Source organism: Halobacterium sp. CBA1132 (genome assembly GCF_001485535.1).
Lineage (GTDB): Archaea > Halobacteriota > Halobacteria > Halobacteriales > Halobacteriaceae > Halobacterium.
Window position 1 is genome coordinate 2,156,420 of sequence record NZ_BCMZ01000001.1, and the last position, 20,784, is coordinate 2,177,203.

18 protein-coding genes are annotated in these 20,784 nt (G+C 68.8%); 5 read left to right on the forward strand and 13 right to left on the reverse strand.

From position 1 onward, the window contains the following. Positions 1–50: 50 nt before the first annotated feature. From AVZ66_RS11385 to AVZ66_RS11405, 5 genes are read right to left on the reverse strand one after another with little or no spacing between them, the layout of a single operon-like run. On the reverse strand, positions 51–584 hold the full coding sequence (locus AVZ66_RS11385) for a GTP-dependent dephospho-CoA kinase family protein (RefSeq protein WP_058984193.1): 534 nt from the start codon (positions 582–584) through the stop codon (positions 51–53). Between the two features lies 1 nt (position 585). Next, positions 586–783: a transcription elongation factor subunit Spt4 gene (spt4, locus tag AVZ66_RS11390; RefSeq protein ID WP_058984194.1), complete on the reverse strand. Its 198-nt coding sequence runs from the start codon at positions 781–783 to the stop codon at positions 586–588. After that, positions 784–1,347 carry a DNA-directed RNA polymerase gene (locus AVZ66_RS11395; RefSeq protein WP_058984195.1) on the reverse strand — a complete coding sequence of 188 codons (564 nt, stop codon included), beginning with the start codon at positions 1,345–1,347 and terminating at the stop codon, positions 784–786. After that, the gene (locus tag AVZ66_RS11400) at positions 1,348–1,725 is read right to left on the reverse strand and encodes a twitching motility protein PilT (protein ID WP_082678836.1); all 378 of its coding nucleotides are present in this window, start codon (positions 1,723–1,725) and stop codon (positions 1,348–1,350) included. Further along, positions 1,725–2,963 (reverse strand): translation initiation factor IF-2 subunit gamma, encoded by a 1,239-nt coding sequence (locus AVZ66_RS11405; protein ID WP_058984197.1) that lies wholly within the window; start codon positions 2,961–2,963, stop codon positions 1,725–1,727. Before AVZ66_RS11405 ends, AVZ66_RS11400 begins: the two co-directional genes overlap by 1 nt. Positions 2,964–3,131: 168 nt before the next feature. On the opposite strand from AVZ66_RS11405, the gene AVZ66_RS11410 reads away from it, so the two are divergent. Together AVZ66_RS11410 and AVZ66_RS11415 are read left to right on the forward strand one after the other, a co-directional pair. Next, positions 3,132–4,118 carry a DUF5787 family protein gene (locus AVZ66_RS11410; RefSeq protein ID WP_058984198.1) on the forward strand — a complete coding sequence of 329 codons (987 nt, stop codon included), beginning with the start codon at positions 3,132–3,134 and terminating at the stop codon, positions 4,116–4,118. A 59-nt stretch (positions 4,119–4,177) separates the two neighbouring features. Beyond that, positions 4,178–4,522, forward strand: a complete 345-nt coding sequence (locus tag AVZ66_RS11415; protein ID WP_058984199.1) for a hypothetical protein — start codon at positions 4,178–4,180, stop codon at positions 4,520–4,522. Here the strand turns inward: AVZ66_RS11415 and AVZ66_RS11420 are convergent. The 4 genes from AVZ66_RS11420 to AVZ66_RS11435 form a co-directional block, all read right to left on the reverse strand. Then, positions 4,519–5,337 carry an MBL fold metallo-hydrolase gene (locus AVZ66_RS11420; RefSeq protein WP_058984200.1) on the reverse strand — a complete coding sequence of 273 codons (819 nt, stop codon included), beginning with the start codon at positions 5,335–5,337 and terminating at the stop codon, positions 4,519–4,521. The two genes, AVZ66_RS11415 and AVZ66_RS11420, sit on opposite strands and share 4 nt — an antisense overlap. Further along, positions 5,334–6,653 (reverse strand): ATP-binding protein, encoded by a 1,320-nt coding sequence (locus tag AVZ66_RS11425; RefSeq protein WP_058984201.1) that lies wholly within the window; start codon positions 6,651–6,653, stop codon positions 5,334–5,336. The genes AVZ66_RS11420 and AVZ66_RS11425 overlap by 4 nt, the downstream gene beginning before the upstream one ends. A gap of 221 nt (positions 6,654–6,874) precedes the next feature. Then, positions 6,875–8,554 (reverse strand): flippase activity-associated protein Agl23, encoded by a 1,680-nt coding sequence (locus AVZ66_RS11430; protein ID WP_058984202.1) that lies wholly within the window; start codon positions 8,552–8,554, stop codon positions 6,875–6,877. 157 nt (positions 8,555–8,711) lie between these two features. After that, entirely contained in the window at positions 8,712–11,786 is a 3,075-nt protein-coding gene (locus AVZ66_RS11435; protein ID WP_058984203.1) for an FAD-binding and (Fe-S)-binding domain-containing protein, read from the reverse strand. Between the two features lie 122 nt (positions 11,787–11,908). Here AVZ66_RS11435 and AVZ66_RS11440 point away from each other — a divergent pair, with 122 nt between their 5' ends. From AVZ66_RS11440 to AVZ66_RS11450, 3 genes are all read left to right on the forward strand, one after another. Further along, on the forward strand, positions 11,909–13,054 hold the full coding sequence (locus tag AVZ66_RS11440; RefSeq protein WP_058984204.1) for a thiolase family protein: 1,146 nt from the start codon (positions 11,909–11,911) through the stop codon (positions 13,052–13,054). A gap of 347 nt (positions 13,055–13,401) precedes the next feature. Further along, the gene (locus AVZ66_RS11445) at positions 13,402–14,166 is read left to right on the forward strand and encodes a glycosyltransferase (RefSeq protein ID WP_058984205.1); all 765 of its coding nucleotides are present in this window, start codon (positions 13,402–13,404) and stop codon (positions 14,164–14,166) included. Continuing rightward, positions 14,163–14,645, forward strand: coding sequence for a GtrA family protein (locus AVZ66_RS11450; RefSeq protein ID WP_058984206.1), 483 nt, complete (start codon positions 14,163–14,165; stop codon positions 14,643–14,645). The genes AVZ66_RS11445 and AVZ66_RS11450 overlap by 4 nt, the downstream gene beginning before the upstream one ends. A gap of 14 nt (positions 14,646–14,659) precedes the next feature. Here AVZ66_RS11450 and AVZ66_RS11455 read toward each other — a convergent pair whose 3' ends face one another. The 4 genes from AVZ66_RS11455 to AVZ66_RS11470 all read right to left on the reverse strand — a co-directional run bounded on the left by AVZ66_RS11455 (position 14,660) and on the right by AVZ66_RS11470 (position 20,693). Next, the gene (locus AVZ66_RS11455) at positions 14,660–16,522 is read right to left on the reverse strand and encodes a cation:proton antiporter (RefSeq protein ID WP_058984207.1); all 1,863 of its coding nucleotides are present in this window, start codon (positions 16,520–16,522) and stop codon (positions 14,660–14,662) included. 91 nt (positions 16,523–16,613) lie between these two features. After that, entirely contained in the window at positions 16,614–18,551 is a 1,938-nt protein-coding gene (locus AVZ66_RS11460) for a long-chain fatty acid--CoA ligase (RefSeq protein ID WP_058984208.1), read from the reverse strand. Positions 18,552–18,556: 5 nt separating this feature from the next. Next, entirely contained in the window at positions 18,557–19,471 is a 915-nt protein-coding gene (locus AVZ66_RS11465) for an MBL fold metallo-hydrolase (protein WP_058984209.1), read from the reverse strand. A gap of 46 nt (positions 19,472–19,517) precedes the next feature. Then, a complete protein-coding gene (locus AVZ66_RS11470; protein WP_058984210.1) occupies positions 19,518–20,693 on the reverse strand; it encodes an inorganic phosphate transporter in 1,176 nt (391 codons plus the stop codon). Positions 20,694–20,784 lie beyond the last annotated feature (91 nt).

The following is a 20,784-nucleotide window of genomic DNA, read 5'->3' on the forward strand; positions in this document are numbered from 1 at the left end:
AGTAAAAGCATTTCGAAGGGCTGATTGCGCCCGCGAGCCGCGTGGCCCCCTCACTCCAGCAGCGCCCAGAACGCTTCCGTTGTCTCCAAGAGGTCACAGAGGTCGTGGGCTCGCTCCTTGAGCGCGCTCGTCACGTTCGCCAACACCATTCCTTCGCCGGGCTGGCCGTAGACGACGCTCGCGCCGATAGGGGTGGCGACGACGGCGGGCAGCGTCGCGAGGTCCTCCTCGCCGTCGACGGACAGCAGCGTCGACCCCTCGGCGTCGATTGCGTCGACGAGCGCTTCGAGTAACTCCTCCGAGATAGTGCCCGGGTCGCTGGCGACCTCGACGGTGCGGTCGGCATCGGGGCGCCCGCCCGCGACTTCCTCGGTGACGGCCTCGCGCTCGGTCTTCCCGTCCACGACGGCGACCTTCGGCGGCGCGCCTGCCGCAACGAGGTGGTAGGTCACTACGTCCCCGACCGCCACGACCGGGTCGCCCGCGTCCGCCAGCAGTCGATGGGCGTCCTCGTAGACGTCGCCGAGTGGCTCCTTGAACGCCCCGCGGGCGTCCGGTGGGAGCGTCGCGGCCGCACGAGTCACGCTACCGGACCTTCAGCGCGTACTCGCCCGCCTCGGAGACCTCCATCTTCTCCGCGATTTCGGACTCCTCGGGGTGAGTGATGACCACGTACCCCGCCCAGTCCTCCGTGAGGCTCGTCGACGAGCAGTACGGACACATCTCCTCGTCGGGTTCGACGATGCGGTGGCAGTCGTGGCAGGCCAGGCGGTTCGACGCCATCTACTCGGCCTCCTCGCTCTGCTCGCGCTCCTCGCGGAGCCAGCCGTGCTTCCCGAGACCGGGCTGTTTCGCCGTGAGCCCGATCTTGGACTCCCGGGGGTTGCGCTCGTCGATGCTCTTCGTGACGATGCGGGCCCGCACCGAATCGCCAGTGCCGATGACGCTGTTGGACTCCCGGGAGGCGAGTTGCTGGTTCTCCTCGTCGAACGCGAGGTACTCGTCGGAGATCTGGGAGACGTGCAGGAGACCGTCGACGGGGCCGATGCCGACGAACGCGCCGAAGCTCACGACTTCGACGATTTCGCCGTCGACGACTTCCTGCATCTCGGGGTCGAACGTGACGGCGTCGAACTCCGCTTCGAAGTAGACGCCGGGACGGTTCGGCAACACCGCGCCCTCGCCGAGGTCGTGGACCTCAGTGACGGTGACGATGCTCCCGATGTCTTCGTCCATTCGTCCTTCCAGTTTGTCCTGCAGCAGCCGCTTCACGAGGTCCGGACTCACGTCCCCGAGGTGCTCGGGCGGAACCTCAATCGTGTCCTTCAGGCGTGCTCGCTTGTACATTTATGGTTGAGTGATAGTCAATTGATTCCGGCCCCTTAAATGAATTACCGGCACGCCCGCGTCGAGCAGGCGCTGTCGGAGGGGGGCGTCGTTCGTAACGACTGCGTCCGCGTCGCCGTCGACGGCGAGCGCGTACAGCGCGTCGTCTGCGTACGATTCCTCTGCTTCCACGGTCTCACAGCGGTCTGCCAAGTCCGCCGCCACGCTGGCTGCCGTCGCTTCCTCCCCGCCGCCCGCGCCGAGCTTCTCCAGTTCGGCGCGGACCGTCTCGGGGACGACGGCGTCGTACTCCTCGGACAGCCGGTCGAGTTCGTCGAAGACCCGCACGTCGTTCTCGACCGGCATCATCAGCGCGTTGGCGTCCATGGCGACCCGCATCACTCCGTGAGCGTACCCACGCCGATGAGCCGCCAGCGCGCTCCCACGCGGCGGTTGATGGCGATTTTCGAACCCTCGGGCGCGCACACCGGCCGCTTGAGCTGGACGTCGCACTCGCCGTCGCGAGCGCTCGTCACGGAGCCGACGGTGGTCGCGGTGCCGACGGTCAACATCAGCGGTTCGCCGGTGCTGATTTCGTCGATGGTCTCGCCCTCCTCGGCGCCGACGAGGCGTTCGAGGAGGTCGACATCCATCGTGAAGGAGTCCCACGTCGGCGGGAGCGTCTCCGGCGGGCCGGCGACCTGCCCGGCGAGCGCGTCACCCTTCGTGAGGCTCGGGTCCAGGCCGGTGCCGACGCCGAGCAGTCCGCCGGGTGACGCCGCGTCGACGTTCTCGCCGCCGGCTTGGAGGCTGCGGACGGTCGTGGTCACCGACCGCCACTCCGTCTGCCCGCCCTCCTCGACCTCGCGGCCGGGCCGGAGTTCGATGTCCTCGTCGACGTCGAGTTCGCCCTGCACGAGACTGCCGCCGAGCACGCCGCCCAGCAGGCCGTCCCACTTCGTGCCGGGCTTGTTGATGTCGAACGAGCGCGCGACGTACATCCGGGGGTCGGCGTCCGGGTCGCGGTCCGGCGTCGGAATCTCGGATTCGAGCGCGTCGATGACGAGGTCGATGTTGATCTCCTGTTCGGCGGAGATGGGGACGATGGGTGCGCCCTCGGCGACCGTGCCCTCGACGAACTCCTGAATCTGCTCGTAGTTCTGCCGGGCCTGCTCGGCGTCCACGAGGTCGACTTTGTTCTGCGCGATGACGATGTTCTCGATGCCGATGATGTCCAGCGCCATCAGGTGTTCTTCCGTCTGGGGCTGGGGGACCGGCTCGTTGGCGCTGACGACCAGCACCGCGCCGTCCATGATTGCGGCGCCCGAGAGCATCGTCGCCATCAGGGTCTCGTGGCCGGGTGCGTCCACGAACGAGACCGTGCGCAGCACCTCCGTCTCGGTGCCGTGCTCGGGGCACTCCTCGGCGACGGTGTAACACTCGGGTTCGTCGCAGTCTGGACACCGCCGCAGCGTCGCGTCGGCGTACCCGAGGCGAATGGAGATGCCGCGTTTCATCTCCTCGGAGTGCTGGTCCGTCCACTCGCCGCTGAGCGCTCGGACGAGCGTGGTCTTTCCGTGGTCGACGTGACCGACCAGTCCGATGTTCACCTCCGGTTGTCGGTGATTGTCTGCCATGTTCACAGAGTAATCTTGCGTGAATTTCGCCCCGAACGACTGATAAACCTACTGTTACAGAGGCGCCGGGTCAACGAGCCCCGAAACGCCGTTCGCTGGCGCGATACAGCGCCGCCCGCGACGCGAGCGAACCGGGTGCTTAACCCCGTCAACGACGAACGGAGGAGCGTGCGAGAGTTCGGATTCGAACTCCGGCTGTGCGCCCATCTCGAAGCCGACGGCGTGCCGAGCGTCGGCGACGCGGGTATCGTCTCCCGGCAACTCGGGACGAGCGTCCACGCCGCTGGCGGGCGCATCGTGGACACCGTCTGCGTGCTGTCGGGCCCGGAGTTCGACGCCCGAACCGAACTCACGAGCGAGACGATTCCGCCCGCCGTCCTCGACGCCGACGTGCCGGTCGGGGAGTACGAGCGCGTCACGCGGGTCTTCGATGGCCCGCCGGAGCGCGCCCGCAGCCTCGCCGAGCGGGGTGCCAACACCGGCTTTCTGGACCTCGACCGCCGCGGCGGCCAGACGGTCGTCCGCCAGCACGCCCGCTACCCGGACTGGGTGGGGGGACTGGTCGGCGTCGAGAACAAGCCGGACCTCGGGCGGCCGGGCGACCTCGAAGCCCAGATGCGCCACGACGCCAGCCTCGGCGTCCTCGACTACGCCGTCGTCGCGACGGCCTCCCACGTCACGCGCGCCCACCTGAACCGGCTCCCCGACGAGGTGGGCGTCTGGAGAGTGGACTTCGAGGCGAGCGACTCAATCGAGGTGGTGCGAGAGCCGGAGCCACTGGATTCGGCGGGCCCCGAGCTGGAAGTGCTCGACTCGGAACCCGGAAAGACGGACGTGCGACCAGTCGGGGCGGCCGAGAAGGCACGTCAGCGCCGCCGCGTCGCGGAGCGCGCGTACGGCAAGGGCTGGCGGATGTACGAGTTCCCGGACTGCGCACGCGCCGCTCGCGGTGCGGAGGGCGACGCCGCCGCCCTGCCGTTCTGTGCGTACAAGGAGCGACTCGTCGACCCCGCCAGCGAGTGCGGCGCGGACTGCCCGGGCTACGAGCCGGCGGACGCACCCGAAGCGGACCTCGACGCCGAACGCGAGCGGAACACGCCGTGGAACGCGAACGCGGGCGGCCGCCGGCGGCAGTCCGGCCTCGACCAGTTCTGACCACAGCGCCGGCGAACGCGCCTCTCGTTTCAAGTGCCGGCGAGACGAGGCTTCGAGTGATGCATCAACGCGAACGGGCGGGCGCGGTGGTCGCCGCTCTCGCGGCGGTCGGCGTCGCCGTGCTATTCGACGCGCCGCCAGTGGTGCTGCCACAAATCGGCGTGCTGTACGCCGCTGCCGGCTACTACACCGCTCGGCACCCGGACGTGGTTCGCAGTAGCTCGGACCGCCCGAGTCCCGACTGGACCGCCGGCGCGCTCGGCGGCGGACTGGCGTTCGGACTGGTCGGACTGACGGCGGTAGACGCGCCGCTGTGGCTGTACGTCTACGGATTCGGACTCGCGACCTTCGGGTTCGCGGTGGGCGTCGCGTGGGCGCGAGCCGAAAGCGAAGACGGCGCTTAGAGCGTGAACGTCTCGCCGTCGACGGCGAGCGCGTCGTCGAAGGCCTCGTCGGCGGGGTAGAAGTGCGAGACGTGGACGACGCGCGTCTCGGTGGCGTCGAGTTCGTCGCCGAGCGCGAGCGCGCCCTCCTTGGTCATGTGTTTCGTGCCGAACGTCCGCGGGACGCCGTCGTCGTCCTCGTGGCGGCCGCCGATGGGGTGGGCCTCCGCGCGGTGGGCGGGCACGATGCCGTCCGCGAGCAGGAGGTCCGGGTTCCGGAGCGCGTCGCGAGAGGCGTCGGGAACGTCGTAGCTGGTGTCCCCGGACAGCGAGAGCTTCGCGCCGTCGCGCTCGACGGCCACGCCGTAACAGAGCAAGGGGGGATGGTCGACGGGCACGAGCGTCACGTCGAACCCGGCGGCCTCGAACGACTCGTGGGGCGAGACCGCTCGCGGGTCGACGTTGTCGAGGTAGTCGTACTTCCGGGCGACGGTCTCCGCGACGCTCTCGCCGGTCTTCGGGTCGGTCTCGTCGGCGGCGTACACGGGCAGTTCGTCGAACAGGCGATACGAGTTCCCGAGGCCGTCGAGGTGGTCGAAGTGGATGTGGGAGACGACGCCCGCGTCCGGCAGCGAGACCTCCTCGCGGAGGAACTGCGTCCGGAAGTCCGGGCTGAAATCGAGGAGGAGCGCGTCGCCCGTGGTTTCGTCCTCGACGTGGACGGCGAATCGCGTGCGTTCGACGCCGCGGTCTCGGGCCGCTCGGCAGGTCTCGCAGTCGCACCCGGGCGTCGGCGTGCCCGTGGTGTCACCCGTGCCGAGCAGCGTGACCCTCATGCGTGGTCGTGGCCGGCGTGCGGGGTGTCCTCGTGGTCGGGTTCGTCGGGGTCGTCGATGGCTTCCTCGAGGGTGTCGAGGTTGCGGAGGTGGTCGCGGTCCTCGAAGTCCGAGACGGCGGCCACGAGGTCGTCCTGTGTGAGCGTCCGGCGGTCCTCCATGAGCGCGTCGAGGACCGCCTCACGGAGCACGAGGCGGAGGTCGCTGCCGGTCAGGCCCTCCGTCTCGGCGGCGAGCTCCTCGGCGTCGAAGTCGTCGACCGCGAGTTCGCGGGTGACGACCTCCAGAATCTCGGCGCGCATCCCCTCGTCGGGCCGCGGGAACGACAGAATCTCGTCGAAGCGCCGCCACGCCGCGGCGTCGAGCTCGTCGGGGTGGTTGGTCGCGCCGATGAGCAACACGTCGTCGTTGACGAGGCTCACCTCGTCGATGCTCTTCAGGAGCGTGTTCACCGCGCGCTTGATGGCGTTGTGCTCGTCGCCGGTCCGCGTCGTGGCGACGAAGTCGAACTCGTCCATGAAGAGGATGCACGGCGAGAGCCGCTTGGCCACCTCGAAGACCTTCTCGACGTTCTTCGCCGTCTCGCCGAGGTACTGGCTCGTAATCATCGAGAGCTTCACCTCAACGAACGGCAGGTCGAGTTGGTGGGCGAGCCCGCGAGCAGTGGACGTCTTCCCGGTGCCGGGCGGGCCGACGAACAGCAGCTTCCCGATTTCGCTGAGCCCGATGGTCGCGAGGTAGTCGCGGTGCTCGATGGCCTTCGCGACCTTCGTAATCTCGTTCTCCTGCTCCTCGGTGAGCACGATGTCGTCGAGGGTCACGTCGATTTCCGCGGGCGAGCGCACCTCCACGAGGTCCAGCATCTCCTCGTCGTCCTCGTCGAAGTACTCCGAGAGCAGGCCGTCTATCCACTGCGGGTCGGCCTGCACGGGCCGGTTGTCCTCGCGGGCGGCCTCGTAGTCCACGCCGAACTCGTCGCCGACGGCGTACGCCAGCACGGGGTTGTCGCGGACGCGCTCGGCGTCGGCGTTCTCGACGAACCAGTCGATCGCCATCTCGTCGTCGACGAGGCTCATGCTCCCCGCGAACGTGTCGCGGTCCGTGAACATCAGCCCGGAGATGGCGTCCCACGGCTCGTCGACGCCGGACCCCTCGGTGACGGCTGTTTCGGTGGTCTGCGGTGGTCTCGGGACGCCGTCGTCTCCCCAGAGCGCGGTGCGGTACGCGGGCGGCAGGTCGTTCTCGTCGAGCTCCCGGTGCTTGTCGTAGACGCGAGCGGACAACAGGAATTCGACGACGTCGAGCGCCTCAGTCACTACCACTGACCTACCACCTCGGGGCGCATAAGCGCGTCGCAGTCGTCGTGGGGAGTCGTCTCTGCGAACGTTGCTGACTACGACAGCACGGAAGACGCCTCGAAAGCCCCGGCGTGCTCGCGGTCGCTCGGCGACATATCCGCTCCCTCCGGCCGCGGATAGGGGTCGCCGAGACGACTAAACGAAGCGCGAGCGTCCCGCCCCTTTCAGTCCACCCTCCGTCACGCTGTCGCGTTCGCGCGGACGTAGAACACGAGCGGGCGACCGTACTGGTAGCCTTGATAGACGGTTCGCGTGTAGCCGCGGTCGGGGAGGCTATCTTCGAGCGCCGCGTCCTCGTCGTCGAGCGCGATGACGACGGGTGGCTCGTATTCGGTCACGGTCTCGTTGTCGAGCGTGCTGGCGGTGTTCGTGCCGTACTGGTGGAAGTACCACGGCAGCGGCAGACGCTCGAACCAGCCGTCCGGGGCGCCCGTGGTGAGGTTCAATCGCGGTTTCTCGGTGAGGTCGTCGGGGTGATTGAACTCGTTGCCGTAGTACATCACGTCGATACCGTCGTTGCTCGCGGAGATACGCCGAATCTCCTGCAGCGTGGGCTGCATCTCGCCGGCGGGCTGGGCGTACTGGACGAGCACGTTGTCCGGCCCCTGCGGGTTCGCGTACGTCGTCTGCGCGGCGACGGCGCCCGTGCCGGCGGCGGTGACCAGAAGCGCGAGCGCGACGGCGCGAGCGCCCGCAGAGTTCCCCGACGCGGCGGCCGCGCGGCCGTGGTCGTAGACGAGTGCGACGCCGACCGCCGCCGGGACTGCCAGCGGCACGATAGCGTTTATCATCGTCCACGCGGCGGAGATGTCCGCGACTGCGGGGTAGCCGAACACCGAGAACAGCCCCCAGTAGAAACAGACCTCGACCACCGGCCGCGGCTCCTCGGTGGCGTAGCGCTGGTAGAGGAAGCCCAGCGCGGCGAACACGACGAGCGCGGTAGAGGCGACGCCGAGGACGGTGAGGTCGTGTTTCAGGAACGCGACGTAGGAGTGCTCCTGCATCCCCGTCGACCCCCACAGGCTCATGAACTCGTTCCACGACCCGAGGGTGGCGTCTTCGAGGACGCCCGGCAGCAGCGTGGGGTCGCGGAGCGCCTCGTAGAGGTCGGGCTTGGGCGCGTAGAACGCCACGACGACGACGGCGGTCTCGACGAGCGCGGCGCCCAGGTGGAGTTTGTACTGCCACGCAGCGCGTGCTGCGCGGCGAACGTGCGACCGCGCGACGGCGAACCGGCTCTCGCTGCCGGCTTTCGCGAGCACGAGGCGGCCGTCGAGGACGAGCGCGAGCGCGCCGAGCCAGCAGACCGGGTACAACAGCGCGTTCTCCTTCGTCGTGAACGCGAGCGCGAACGGGAGCGCCGCGGCGTAGAGGTACCGCGCCTTCCCGGTGTCGAGAGCGCGCACGAACAACCCGAAGGCGGTGAACATGAACGCCGCCAGCAGCAGGTCGTTGCGCATGAACCGCGAGTAGTACAACAATACGGGGTTGGCGGCGAAGAAGAGGCTCGCCGCGACGACTTCGGCGTTCGAGAGGCGTTCGCGCAGCAGCCACGGCGCCACCACGAGTAGCGCACCGGCGACGGCGACGACGAGTCGCATCGTGAAGTCCGAGGGGCCGAGCAGGTCGAAGACGACGCCGTTGACGTGCGGGAGGAACGGCCCGTGGATAATGGGGCGGTACTGCCACGCGCCGGCGTCCATGTAGTGGAGAATCCAGTCCGCGACCCGCGACTCGTCTTGATGGGCGACCCGCCAGCCGAGGTCCCAGAGGCGCGCGAGGAGGGCGACGACAGCAACGGCGACGAGCGCGGCGGCGACACGGCGTCGCGGGGCGCGCTCGTCACTGGAGGGGGGCATACCACGCGGTTGCGACGGGGTGGATAAACGCTTTCCGGATAGCGAGAGCCCGAACAGAGTGAGGGCTCTCGAGAAGTGAGCGGGGAACGAAGTGACCCGCGAACAGCGAGGGGCGGCGCTACGCGCCGGCCCTCGAAACAGTGAACGACCGCCCGAGCTACGCGCCGTCGATTCGGTCGGCGATTGCTTCGATTGGGTGGGGTGGAGTGTCGTCCACGCCGTCGCGGTCGCCGAGTTGGCTGCGGCAGGAGCCGCCGGGGGCGACGACGCGGTCAGCGTCGCTTTCGTCGACTTGCTCGAAGAGGCGGCTGGCGATGGCCTGCGAGAGGTCGTAGTGTTCGTCGTGGTAGCCGAAGCTCCCGGCCATCCCGCAGCACGTCGAGTCGAGGGGGTCGACGTCGTAGCCGACGCGGCGGAGGACGCCGACGGCGTGGTGGTCTTTGTTCGTGGCTTTCTGGTTGCAGTGGCCGTGGTAGCTGAGCGCGCCGGCGGCGCCGGGCGAGCGGTCGTCGACGCGGAGGGCTTCGTCGAGGCGGAAGGTGTCGAGGTACTCGCAGACGCCGTAGGCGCTGTCGGCGACGCGCTCGACAGGGGATGTGCCGCCGTCGGCGGCGGCGCTGGCATGGTCGGCGCTCGTGGCGTCGCCGAGCAGGTCGAGATACTCGTCTTGGAACAGCACGGCGTCGGAGGGTTCGACGAAGACGACGTCCCAGCCGTCGGCGACGCGCGGGGCGAACTGGTCGACGTTGGCGCGCGCTCGCTCGCTGGCGGTGTCGAGCATCCCGGTGGAGAACGCGGCGCGGCCGGAGGCGGCGGTGTCGTCGGGAATTTCGACGTGGACGCCGGCGGCTTCGAGCGCGCGGACGGCGGCCTTCCCGGCGGCCGGGTACGAGTAGTTCGTGTACGTGTCCGGGAACAGGAGGGCGCGGCGGTCGGCGTCGGCGGCGGGGACCGTGGAGCCGCCGCGCGCGTCGAACCAGTCTCGGAGGGTTTCGCGGCGGAACGGCGGGAGGTCGCGCTCGGGCGCGATGCCGAACACGGACTGCATGACGGTCCGCGCGCCCGGCAGGTCGGTCGCCCAGTTCGAGATGGGGGCGAGCATCGAGCCCAGCCGGGAGGCGGCGTCGATGTTCGCGAACAGGCGCTCGCGCAGCGTCGCGCCCTCCTGTTGGTGGTGTTGGTGTTTCGTCTCGGCTTTGAGTTTCGCCATGTCGACGCCCGTCGGGCAGTCGCTCTGGCAGCCCTTGCAGCCCACGCAGAGGTCCAACACTTCGGACTGGAAGCGCTCGGAGTGAATCTCGTCCTCGGGGAGGTCGCCGCTGATGGCGGCGCGGAGCATGTTCGCGCGGCCGCGGGTCGTCTGGATTTCCTCCTCGGAGGCGCGGTACGTCGGGCACATCACGTCGGAGTCCGTCTGCCGGCACGTCCCGCAGCCGTTGCAGAGTTCGACGAGGTCCGTGAAGCCGCCCTCCTCGGAGAAGTCGAGGCTGGTCTGGGGTTCGACGGACTCGTAGTCGGGGCCGTACCGGAGGTGGTCGCGGTTGTCCGCGCCGACGCCGCGGTCGCTGTCGGGGCCGACGTCGGCCGCGCTGTCGCGGTAGACGACGTTGCCGGGGTGGAGCGACCACTCGGGGTCGAAGGCGGTCTTCACCTCCTTGAACGCCCGCCAGAGGTCGTCGCCGTACATCTTCGGGTTGAACTCGGTGCGCGCCATGCCGTCGCCGTGCTCGCCGGAGAACGAGCCGTGGTGGTCGAGCACGAGGTCGGTGACGTCCTCCGTGATGGAGTGCAGGGCCTCGACGCCGGCCTCGTCCTTGAGGTTGAGAATCGGCCGGATGTGGAGGGTGCCGGAGCCGGCGTGCGCGAAGTACGCGGCGGACGTGTCGTGGTCGTCGAGGACGGCCTCGAACTTCTGGACGTACTCCGCGAGTTCCTCCGGGGGCACCGTGGCGTCCTCGATGAACGGGTACGGCTTCGGGTCGCCGGGCAGCGACATCAACAGGGGAATCGCGGCCTTCCGGAGCTTCCAGAGGTCGTCTTGCGCGGACTCGCTGTACGCCTCCACGGCGTCGAACGCCGGCCCTTCGTCGAGGAAGCGCTCGTTCGTCTCCGCGATGGCGTCCTCGAAGTCGTCGTGGAGTTCGGAGTCGAACTCCAGCATGAGCGCGGCCTCGGCGCCGTCCGGAATCGGTTCGACGTACTCGGCGTAGCCGTCCGAGTCGGCGGCCAGCCGGAACACCTCGTCGTCCATCAACTCGACCGCACTCGGGTCGTACTCCAGCGCGACGGGAACCATCCGCATCGCGTCCGCGAGATTCTCGAAGCAGTACAGCGCCAGCGCCGTCTCCTCGGGGACGGTCACGAGCGACAGTTCGGCTTCGACGACGACGCCGAGGGTGCCCTCCGCGCCGACGAACAGTTTCGCGAGGTTCAGCACGCGCTCGCCGTCGTCGTTCTCGTAGACGACGCGGTCGAGGTTGTACCCGGAGACGCGGCGTTTCAGGTCCGGGTAGCGCGCCTCGATTTCGTCGGCGTGTTCCTCGACGAGCGCGCGGACTGTCCGGTGGAGTTCCGCTTCGCGGTCGTCGCCCTCCACGATTTCCTCCCACTCCGGGGAGTCGATGACGACTTCCCGGGCCTCGATGACGGAGCCGTCCGAGAGGACGGCTGTCACCGCCTCCGTGTACGCGTCGGTGATGCCGTAGCGCACGGAGTGTGCGCCCGTAGAGTTGTTCCCGATGCCGCCGCCGACGGTCGCTCGGTTCGACGAGGCGGGGTCGGGCGCGAACTTCAGGCCGTACTCCGCGAGGTGGTCGTCGAGGTCGTCCTGCACGACGCCGGGTTGGACGCGCGCCCGCTTCGAGTCCGGGTCGACGGAGAGCACGCCGTCCATGTGCCGGGAGACGTCGAGGACGACACAGCCCGGGCCGACGGTCTGCCCCGCCAGCGACGACCCGGTGCCGCGAGGGAGAATCGGGACGCCGTGGTCGGTCGCTACCTCGACGGCCGCGCGCACGTCCTCGGTGTCAGTGGGGAAGACGACGCCCGCAGGTTGCGCGCCGTAGATGCTGCCGTCCGTCGCGTACAGGACGCGAGCGTACTCGTCGAACGCGACGCGGCCGTCGACGCGCGAGCGGAGGTCACTCGCCAGCGCCCGGTACTCGGCGGCCTCGGGCCGGTCGACGTCAAGCGCCTGCGACGACCACGTCGAGTGGGTTCCCTCGGAAGTCACACCACGAATTCCACACGGTCGATAATTAAAGTTAGTCGTCGCGTCAAAACCAGCGCGGTAAACCGCGAGCGGCGGGCGACGCGTTGTCGGAGGTTTATGGTCCGTCGCCCGCCAGTGGACGTATGGCAAGCGACACCACTCCGGTCATCGCAGCGGCCTACCGAACCCCGCAGGGCAAGGAAGGCGGCGTGTACGCGGACACGCGCAGCGAGGACCTCTCGGTTCCGCTCATCGACCACATCCTCGACGAACACGACCTGACCAGCGACGACATCGACGACCTCCAGTGGGGCGTCGCTCAGCAGCGCAGCGAGCAGGACAACAACGTCGCGCGCGTCATCGCGCTCCTCTCGGAACTCGGCGAGGACGTGCCCGCGGCGTCGGTGAATCGCTGGTGCGCGTCCTCGATGGAGGCCATCATGCGCGCGGCCGACTCCATCAGCGCGGGACAGCGCGACGCCATCATCGCGGGCGGCGTCGAGAACATGAGCCGGGTGCCGATGGACGGCGACTCCTACGAGCACCTCCACCCGGGCCTCGCCGAGCGCTACAACGTCCCCGAACTCCAGATGGGGATGACCGCCGAAGAGGTCGCCGAGCGCCACGACGTCACCCGCGAGGAACAGGACGAGTACGCGCTCCAGAGCCAGCAGCGCGCCGCCGAAGCCACCGACGCCGGGCGCTTCGACGACGAAATCGTCCCCATCGAGACAGAGGACGGTCTCGTCGAGGAGGACGAGGGCATCCGCCACGACACCTCGCTGGAGGCGCTCGGCCAACTCCCCACCGTGTTCAAGGGCGACGGCACGGTGACGCCCGGGAACGCCAGCCAGATTTCGGACGGTGCGGCCGCGACGCTGGTCACCAGCGAGCAGTTCGCCGAGGACCACGACCTCGACGTGCTCGCGTACGTCGGCGACCACAACGTCGCGGGCGTCGACCCGCGCGTCATGGGCATCGGCCCAGTCCCCGCGACGCGCGGGCTGCTGGAGCGCACCGGCGAGGACATCGAGGACTTCGACCTCGTGGAACTCAACGAGGCGTTCGCGTCCCAGACGCTGTACGCCCGCGACGAACTCGGCATCGACAACGAGAAGTTCAACGTCAACGGCGGCGCCATCGCCGTCGGCCACCCGCTGGGCGCGAGCGGCGCGCGACTCCCGGTCACGCTGATTCACGAGATGGAGAAGCGCGACGCCGAGAAGGGGCTGGCGACGCTCTGCGTCGGCTTCGGCCAGGGTGCGGCCATCACGTTCGAGCGGAAATAGCTGGAGTGGTTCACCGAGCGCGCAGCGCTCGGGCGCCGAGAACCCCCGTAGGGTTCTCGTGAGCGGAGCGAACGAGAGCACGTCAGAGCTTCGCTCTGACGGGGGTCCGACGGCGCTTTTGGCCGAGCTTTTGCCGAGTGAGCAACGCGGTACGGGCGACTCGCGGGTCGCCCGTACAACGAAGCGAACGCAGCGCAAAAGGTCGTCGCGTCAGGGTGCGGCCATCACGTTCGAGCGGCGATAGCTGGAGTGGTTCACCGAGCGCGCAGCGCTCGGGCGCGGCGCGGGACGCGGCGCCCGCGCCGAAACCACGAAACTGATACCGGAGCCTCGTTTCTCTCGACGCAATGCGTTCCGTCGGCATCGTCGTCCCCGCGTACGACCCGAACGTCGAGGTGCTGGTGTCGTACCTCCGCGCCCTCCAAGACGTAGTCACCCCCGAGCGTCTGCACGTGGAGTTAGACGCCGGTTCGGCGGAGACGGCCGCCGCGATTCGGGAGGCGGGAGCGACCGTGAACCACGCGAGCGAGCGCCGTGGCAAGGGCGCCGCCATCACCGCGGGGTTCGAGGCGTTGGACACGGACGTCCTCGCGTTCGCGGACGACGACGGCGCCACGCCCGCCGCGTCGCTGGCGCAGGTCGTCGCGCCCGTGCGTGACGGCGACGCGGACCTCGCGGTCGGGTCGCGCAGGCATCCCGACGCGGCCGTGACCGGCCACCAGACGCTCGTGCGGCGCTTCCTCGGGGACGGGTTCGCGTGGCTCGCGCGCCGGTTCCTCGACGTCGACCTCTACGACTACCAGTGCGGCGCGAAAGCCATCACGGCCGAGGGGTGGGAGAACGTCCGCGACCACCTCTACGAGGGCGGGTTCGCGTGGGACGTCGAACTCGTGGCGATGGCGGGCGCCCTCGACCTCCGCGTGCGGGAAGTCCCAATCGAGTGGGAGGACCAGCCGGGGTCGACGGTGTCGCCGGTGGAGACGTCGATAGCATTGTTCCGCGCGCTGGTGGCGTCGCGCCACCGGTCGAAGCTCCTGCGGGACAGCCAGCTACACGAAGCCATCGCGGCGCGCCGCGACGAACAGGCCGCGCTCGTCGAACAGCACCGATGAGCCGCGCCGACCGCGTTCGCGAGGCGCTGCCCGACCGGCTCGCGGCGCTCGTCTCGACGGTGCGGTTCGGACAGTTCGTCTCCGTCGGCGCCGTCGGCGCCGTCTTCGACATCACGACCCTGGTCGTGCTCACCGAACTGTTCGGCGTGGCGGCGGCTGTCGCGAACGTCGTCAGCATCGAAACCGCGATTCTCGTGATGTTCGCGGTCAACGAGCGCTGGACGTTCGCGGACCACGGCGATACCGACGCGCGCTCGGTCGGCCGGCGGCTGATTCGCTCCCACCTCGTCCGCGCGGGCGGGTCGACGCTGCAGTACGTGCTGTTCGTCGCGGTGTTCTACAACGTCGCCGTCGACCTCTCTGTCGCGGGCGTGGACCTCTGGCTGGTCGTCGTGAAAGGCGGCGCAATCGGCGTCGCGATGCTCGTGAACTACGTCTTCGAGAGTCTGTTCACGTGGCGCGTCCACGCCGACGAGTAATCAGTAATCCGTCGTCAGTCGCGGGGGTGACACCATTCGAGGGCCTCCCGGACCGATTCCTTCCGCCCGAGGAACGTGAGGTGGTCGCCGCGCTGGAGCGTGAACTCGCCCGCGGGCACCTGATTCTCGCCGTCGCGGCCGACGAGCGCGATGATGCAGCCGTTCGGGAGTTCCGTGTCTAGTTCTTCGATGGTCTTCCCGACGAGTTCCTCGGAGGTGACTTCGACCTCCTGCACGTCGCCCGAGCGCCCGATTTCGGTCATCCAGTTGGCGAGCGCGGGCCGCTCGATGATGTTGTCGATGCCCCACGCGGTCGCCAGCGACGAGGAGACCGTGCGGACGCCGAGGTCCTCGAAGGCGTCGACGTTGTCCGGGTTGTTCGCCCGGGCGATGATGGTTTCGACGTCGAACTTCGAGTCCGCGAGCTGGGAGATCAGCAAGTTGGCGTCGTCGTCCCCAGTGGCGGCGACGACGATGCGGGCGTTCTCCGCGCCCGCGGACCGCAACTCGTCGGTGTCCGTGCCGTCGCCGTGGTGGACGGTGAACCCGTCGTTGCGCGTTCGTTCGACCATCTCTACGTCCTTCTCGACGAGGACGACGTTCTCACCGCGGTCTTCGAGGCGCTCACCGAGCGCCCGACCCACGGTGCCGCCGCCGACAATAATGACACGCATTGGAATTACATCAAGTGCTTGTGCGATGTGTCTTGCGAACCCACCCTCCAAGACGACGGTCAGCAGGATGGCGAGGAAGACGATGCCGACCAAGAGGCTGGCGGCTTCCTCCATCCCGCTGCTCTGGAGTTGGACCGCGAACAGCGTCGCGACCGACGCGGGGATGATGCCGCGCGGGCCGACGGCGCTCATGAACGTCCGCTCGGAGAGCGTGTAGCGGTCCCCTCGGGTGGAGAGGAAGACGCCCAGCGGCCGGATGACGAGCGCGATGAGGAAGACGACCGCGAGTCCGGCGACGCCGAGTTGGATGAGGTTGTCGAACGACAGCAGCGCGGCCAGTCCGATGAACACGAACGAGAGGACGACCAGCGTCACGTCGCCCTTGAACGCCTCTATCTCCTCCTCGTAGGGGAGGTCGGCGTTCCCCAGCACCATGCCGGCGGTCGCGACGGCGGCGATGCCCGCTTCGCCGCGGAGGAAGTCGGCGGCGCCGTACGCGACGAGCGCGCCGGCGAGCACGATGAGACGGGCGTTCTGCGGCGCGTTCCCCCGCGAGAGGTCGACGTGGCGGAGCAAGTACCAGACGATGCCCGCGACGGCGAGGCCGAAGAGGACGCCGATGCCCAGCCGAATCGTGAACTCCTCGACGATTTGCATCCGCGTGAGTCCGGGGTTGTTCACGACCTCGAAGACGACGATTGCGAGGATGGCCGCCGTGACGTCGTTGACGACGCCCTCGGTTTCGAGCGCGGCGGCGACGCGGTTGCGCACGGGCACGATGTCCAGAATCGGCGTGATGACCGTCGGCCCGGTGGCGACCAGCAGGCTGCCGACGAGGAACGCCATGTCCCAGTTCGCGTCGAGCAGGAACCGGACCGCCAGCGCGGTACCGACCAGCGAGATGGCGGCGCCAATCGTCGTGAGGCGTAACACCGCCCCCGGGGCCTCCCGGAGCTTCGGGAGCTTCAGGTGGAACGCGCCCTCAAAGACGATGATGGCGACGGAGAGCCCGACGATGCCGGACAGCGTCTCCGCGCCGCCGAACGTCTCCAGCGTGACGACGCCCAACACCTCCGGGCCGACGAGAATCCCCGCGATGACGAGGAACAGCACGCTCGGCACTTGGAGGCGGTCTGCGATGACTTGTGACGCCACTCCGAGGGCGATAATCGTGGCGACCAGTGGAATGAGTTCGGAGCTCACAGGAGCACCTCCAGTACCGGCATCGTCCCGTGATTCAGGGGCGCTCTCCTTAAAGCGCCCGGATGCCGGCAGCTACCCCCGACACCGCGAGCTACTCCGCGTAGATGTCGCCGATTTCGTCGGCGAACGCGTCGAGGATGTTGCGGCGTTTCTTCTTCATCGTCGGCGTGAGCAGGTCGTTGTCCTCCGTGAACTCCGTGGGGACGAGCCGGAAGCGCTTGATCTGCTCGTAGTCCTCGAAGTTCTCGTTGACGGCGTCGACCTCCTGTTGGATACGGGCTTCGACGCGGCCGTTCCGACAGACGCCCGCTTTGTCCTCGGGCAGGTCGATGCCCTCGCTCTCGGCCCACTTGCGAATAGCGCCGAAGTCAGGGACGATGACCGCGGAGACGAACTTCCGGTTGTCGCCGACGACCATCGCCTGCTCGACCAGCGCGCTCGCAGCAAACGCGTCCTCGATGGGGCCGGGCGCGACGTTCTTCCCGGTCGACAGCGTGAGAATCTGTTTCGCGCGTTCGAGGAAGCGAACGTAGTCGTCGTCGTGGAGTTCCACGACGTCGCCGGTGCGGAACCACTCCCGCCCTTCGATTTCGGTGAACGCCTGCTCGGTGGCGTCGTCGAGCCCCCAGTAGCCGTCGAAGACCTGCGGGCCGCGCACGAGCAGTTCGCCGGCGGCGCCGTCCGTGGCCGCGCGCTGCTCGGGGCTGGCGATGGTCTCGTCGACGCGAACCTCCGTGCCGACGACCGGCGGGCCGATAGTGCCGGTCTGAGGGGCTTCCAGCGGATTCACGCAGACGACCGGGCTGGTCTCGGTGAGCCCGTACCCCTCCAGAATCGGGAGACCCATGCCGTGGTAGAGCGCGCACAGTTCCGGGGACAGCGACCCGCCACCGGAGATGAAGAAGTCGATGTTGCCGCCGAGGGCGTCCCGCACCTGCTGGAAGACGAGTTTGTCCGCGACGGCGTGTTTCGCGCGCAACACCAGTCCGGGGTCGTCGGTTTCGTACACCTCGCGGCCGACGTCGGTCGCCCACTCGAAGATGCGTTCTTTGGTGGGAGACTCGGCGGCCTGCTCGCGGACGGCGGCGTAAATCTTCTCGTAGACCCGGGGGACGCTCGTGCCGACCGAGGGCTCGCACAGCGAGAAGTCCTCGCGGAGCGTGTCCGAGGACTCGGCGTAGCAGACGTGTGCGCCCGACGCGAACAGCAGGAAGTGCCCCGAGAGCCGTTCGAGGACGTGCGCCAGCGGGAGGAACGAGACGACCCGAGTTTCGGCGGTGATAGCGGGGCGGCCGTCCTTGTCGGGTCGCGGGCCGAAGCGCTTGCGGCACTGGTTGACGTTCTCCCGGAAGTTCTCGTGGGTGAGCGCGACGCCCTTCGGCTTCCCGGTGGTGCCGGACGTGTAGATGAGGCTCGCGAGGTCGTCGTAGTCGGCGGCGTCGATCCACGACTCGTAGGTGTCGCGGTCGAAGGCCTCGCGGCCGCGTTCGTACACGTCCGAGAGCGGGATAGCGTCGTCGTCGGCGACGCGGTCCATCGTGACGACGAACTCCAAGTCGAGGTCGGCCTCCGCCTCGCGGACGCGTTCGAGTTCGGTCTCGCCCTCGACGACGACGCCGACCGCGTCGCTGTCGCCGAGGAGGTGTTTCACTTGCCGCGAACTGGAACTGGAGTAGACGGTGGTGACGGCGGCGCCGGCGGCGAGCGCGCCGAAGTCACACTGCGCCCACTCCATGCGAGTGTGCGCGAAGATGCCGACGCGCTCGCCGGCCTCCACGCCGAGGTCGCGGAAGCCGGCCGCGAGGTTGCGGACAATGTCCCGCATCTCGCTGTACGTGATGTCGGCGAACTCGCCGTCGGGCGCTGGTGGCAGCACGTCGGGCGTGAGCGTGCGGTCGTAGACGCCGCCCTTGTATCCCTGCGCGGGGCGGTCTGCGTGTCGCTCCGCGGCGTCCTCGAACATGCGGGCGAGGGTGGTCTGACCGGTGACCTCGTCCTCGTAGTCCCGTTCCGCCTCGCGGAAGTTCATACGCCCTAATGGGTCTCCCGGGTCTTAAGGTAGTGGAGAACTCCACGAACGTTCATTTTAGTTTCCGCTTCGGCCTTGTGGTCGCCCCAGACCTGCCAGACCTCGTTCGTACCGGCGAGGTGGTCGGCGGCGGCTTCCTCGCTGCCGCGCTCGACGACCTCCCGCTCGACGGTCTCGACCCACTCCCGCAGCACTTGCTCGTACTGGCGGAGGACCGCGTCGACGTCGTCCGGCCCCGGGCCGAAGTGCGCATACAGCAGGATGTCCGGGTCGAGGCGCCGAATCAGTTCGGCATCGGTGACGCACTGTTCGAGGTCGAAGTTCGGCGGCGGGCTCGTCTCCCGCACGCGGTCCTGCTCGGGGACCCAGATGCCGGCGGCGTCCGCGGTGAAGACGGCGTCGTCGGCGTGGTCCTCGAAGACGACCTGGTGGGGAGCGTGCCCGGGCGCGTGGTGCGCGGTCAGTTCCCGCGACCCGAGGTCGACGGTGTCGCCGTCCTCGAGTTCGACGACGCGGTCCTCGGGGACGGGTTCGGGTTCGACGTAATACTGCCACTGGTCGCCGACCGCCTCCTTGGTGCCCTCGACGAGCCGCGAGGGGTCGACGAGGTGGCGCGCGCCGATTTCGTGGACGTAGACGTCCGCGTTCGGGCACTCCTCGGCGATGAATCCCGCGCCGCCCGCGTGGTCGAGGTGGACGTGCGTGACCAGAATCGCTTCGAGGTCCTCGCGCTCGATACCGCACTCCGCGAGGGCGTCGAGGACGCGCTCGTAGTTCGTGCCGATGCCGGTGTCGACGATTGCCGGGCGGTCGGCGTCGACGACGTAGACGGAGCCGTACTCGCCGGTGTCGTACATGCCGGTGTCGACGTACGAGATGTCACTACACTGTTCGACGTCGAAAACGTCGCCGGGTGCCATACAGAGAGTGGGGCGGCCCGCACGCAAAAGATTTCGCGTGCGTGAGTCACGGCGTTCCCGCGACCGGCAGCGCGGAGAACGCCAGATACGACAGGACGGTGGCGGCGCTCGGGCCGAGAATCCAGAAGGAGACGAAGCGTGCGACCGTCGAGGAGTCGAACAGCGCCGCCGCGTCCCCGAGGTCGTCGTCGGGCGCCCCGCCGATTTCGCTGACGCCGTCGTCCGCGCCGACGGCCACCGCGCTCACGGAGACGCCACCCTCGACGTCGCCACGCGCGAGGTCCGCAGCGGTCGCGGTACGCGACGCGCGCCCCCAGCCGAGGCCGACGATGGTCATGACCGTCGAGAGCGCGAGGCTGATTGGGATGCCGAGCCACGACGCGGCGGTCGTAATCGTCGCCGCGACCACCGTCACGACCATCGCCGCCAGCAGCGGGAGGTCCGTGAGTTCGCTCCCGACCGACGCCATCGTGCGGCGCGCGATGGTGAACGCGCCGACGCCGATGGCCGCCGCCGCGAGCACGACCGCCGGTCCGGGGTCGAGGAGGCCGCCGCCGACCAGCGGCGCAACCGCGTTCGCGACGTTGCTCGCTCCCGCGGAGAACGACATGTAGCACGCGACGACGACGACGAGCGCGGTGCTGGCGACCTCCCGGGGCGTCGTCCCGGGACCGAGCGCGGGCACTGGCAGCGCGCCGGAGCGGTCGAGGACGACGAGCGCGCCGTCGGACTGCTCGATGGCGACCGCTCGCTGCAGGCGGACGTAGAGGTAGCGTCCGACGACCGCGCCACACCAGAAGCCGGCGACGGGCGCGACCAGCCACCAGACGACGATTTCCCCGAGCACCGCCCAGTCGAGGGTGTGCGTCGCGATGCCGAGGCCGGCGATGGCGCCGACGGCCGTCATCGACGTCGAGATGGGGACGCCGTAGCCGTTCGCCACCGCCATCCCGAGACCGATGAACGCGAGTACGACGATGCTGGCTTCGAGCGTGAACGCGCTCGGCGCGACGATGCCGCTGCCGAGCGTCTCGACGACGTTCCGGCCGACCGTCCACCCGCCCAGCAGCACGAAGACGCTCATCAGCGCCGCTGCTGTGGTCTTCTTCGTGACACCCGCGCCGACCGCGGGGCCCCACGCGACACCGGTCGACGACCCGCCGACGTTGAATCCGACGAACGCCGCGGCGGCGAGGCCGACGAACAGGAGCGCCGAACTCATGTGGCGTTGCGTACGCGACTGGGTGTGGTATAGATTCGGGATAGCGCAGCGACGCGCGGCGTGTGAGCGGCTGCCGGGGATGCGATACGTT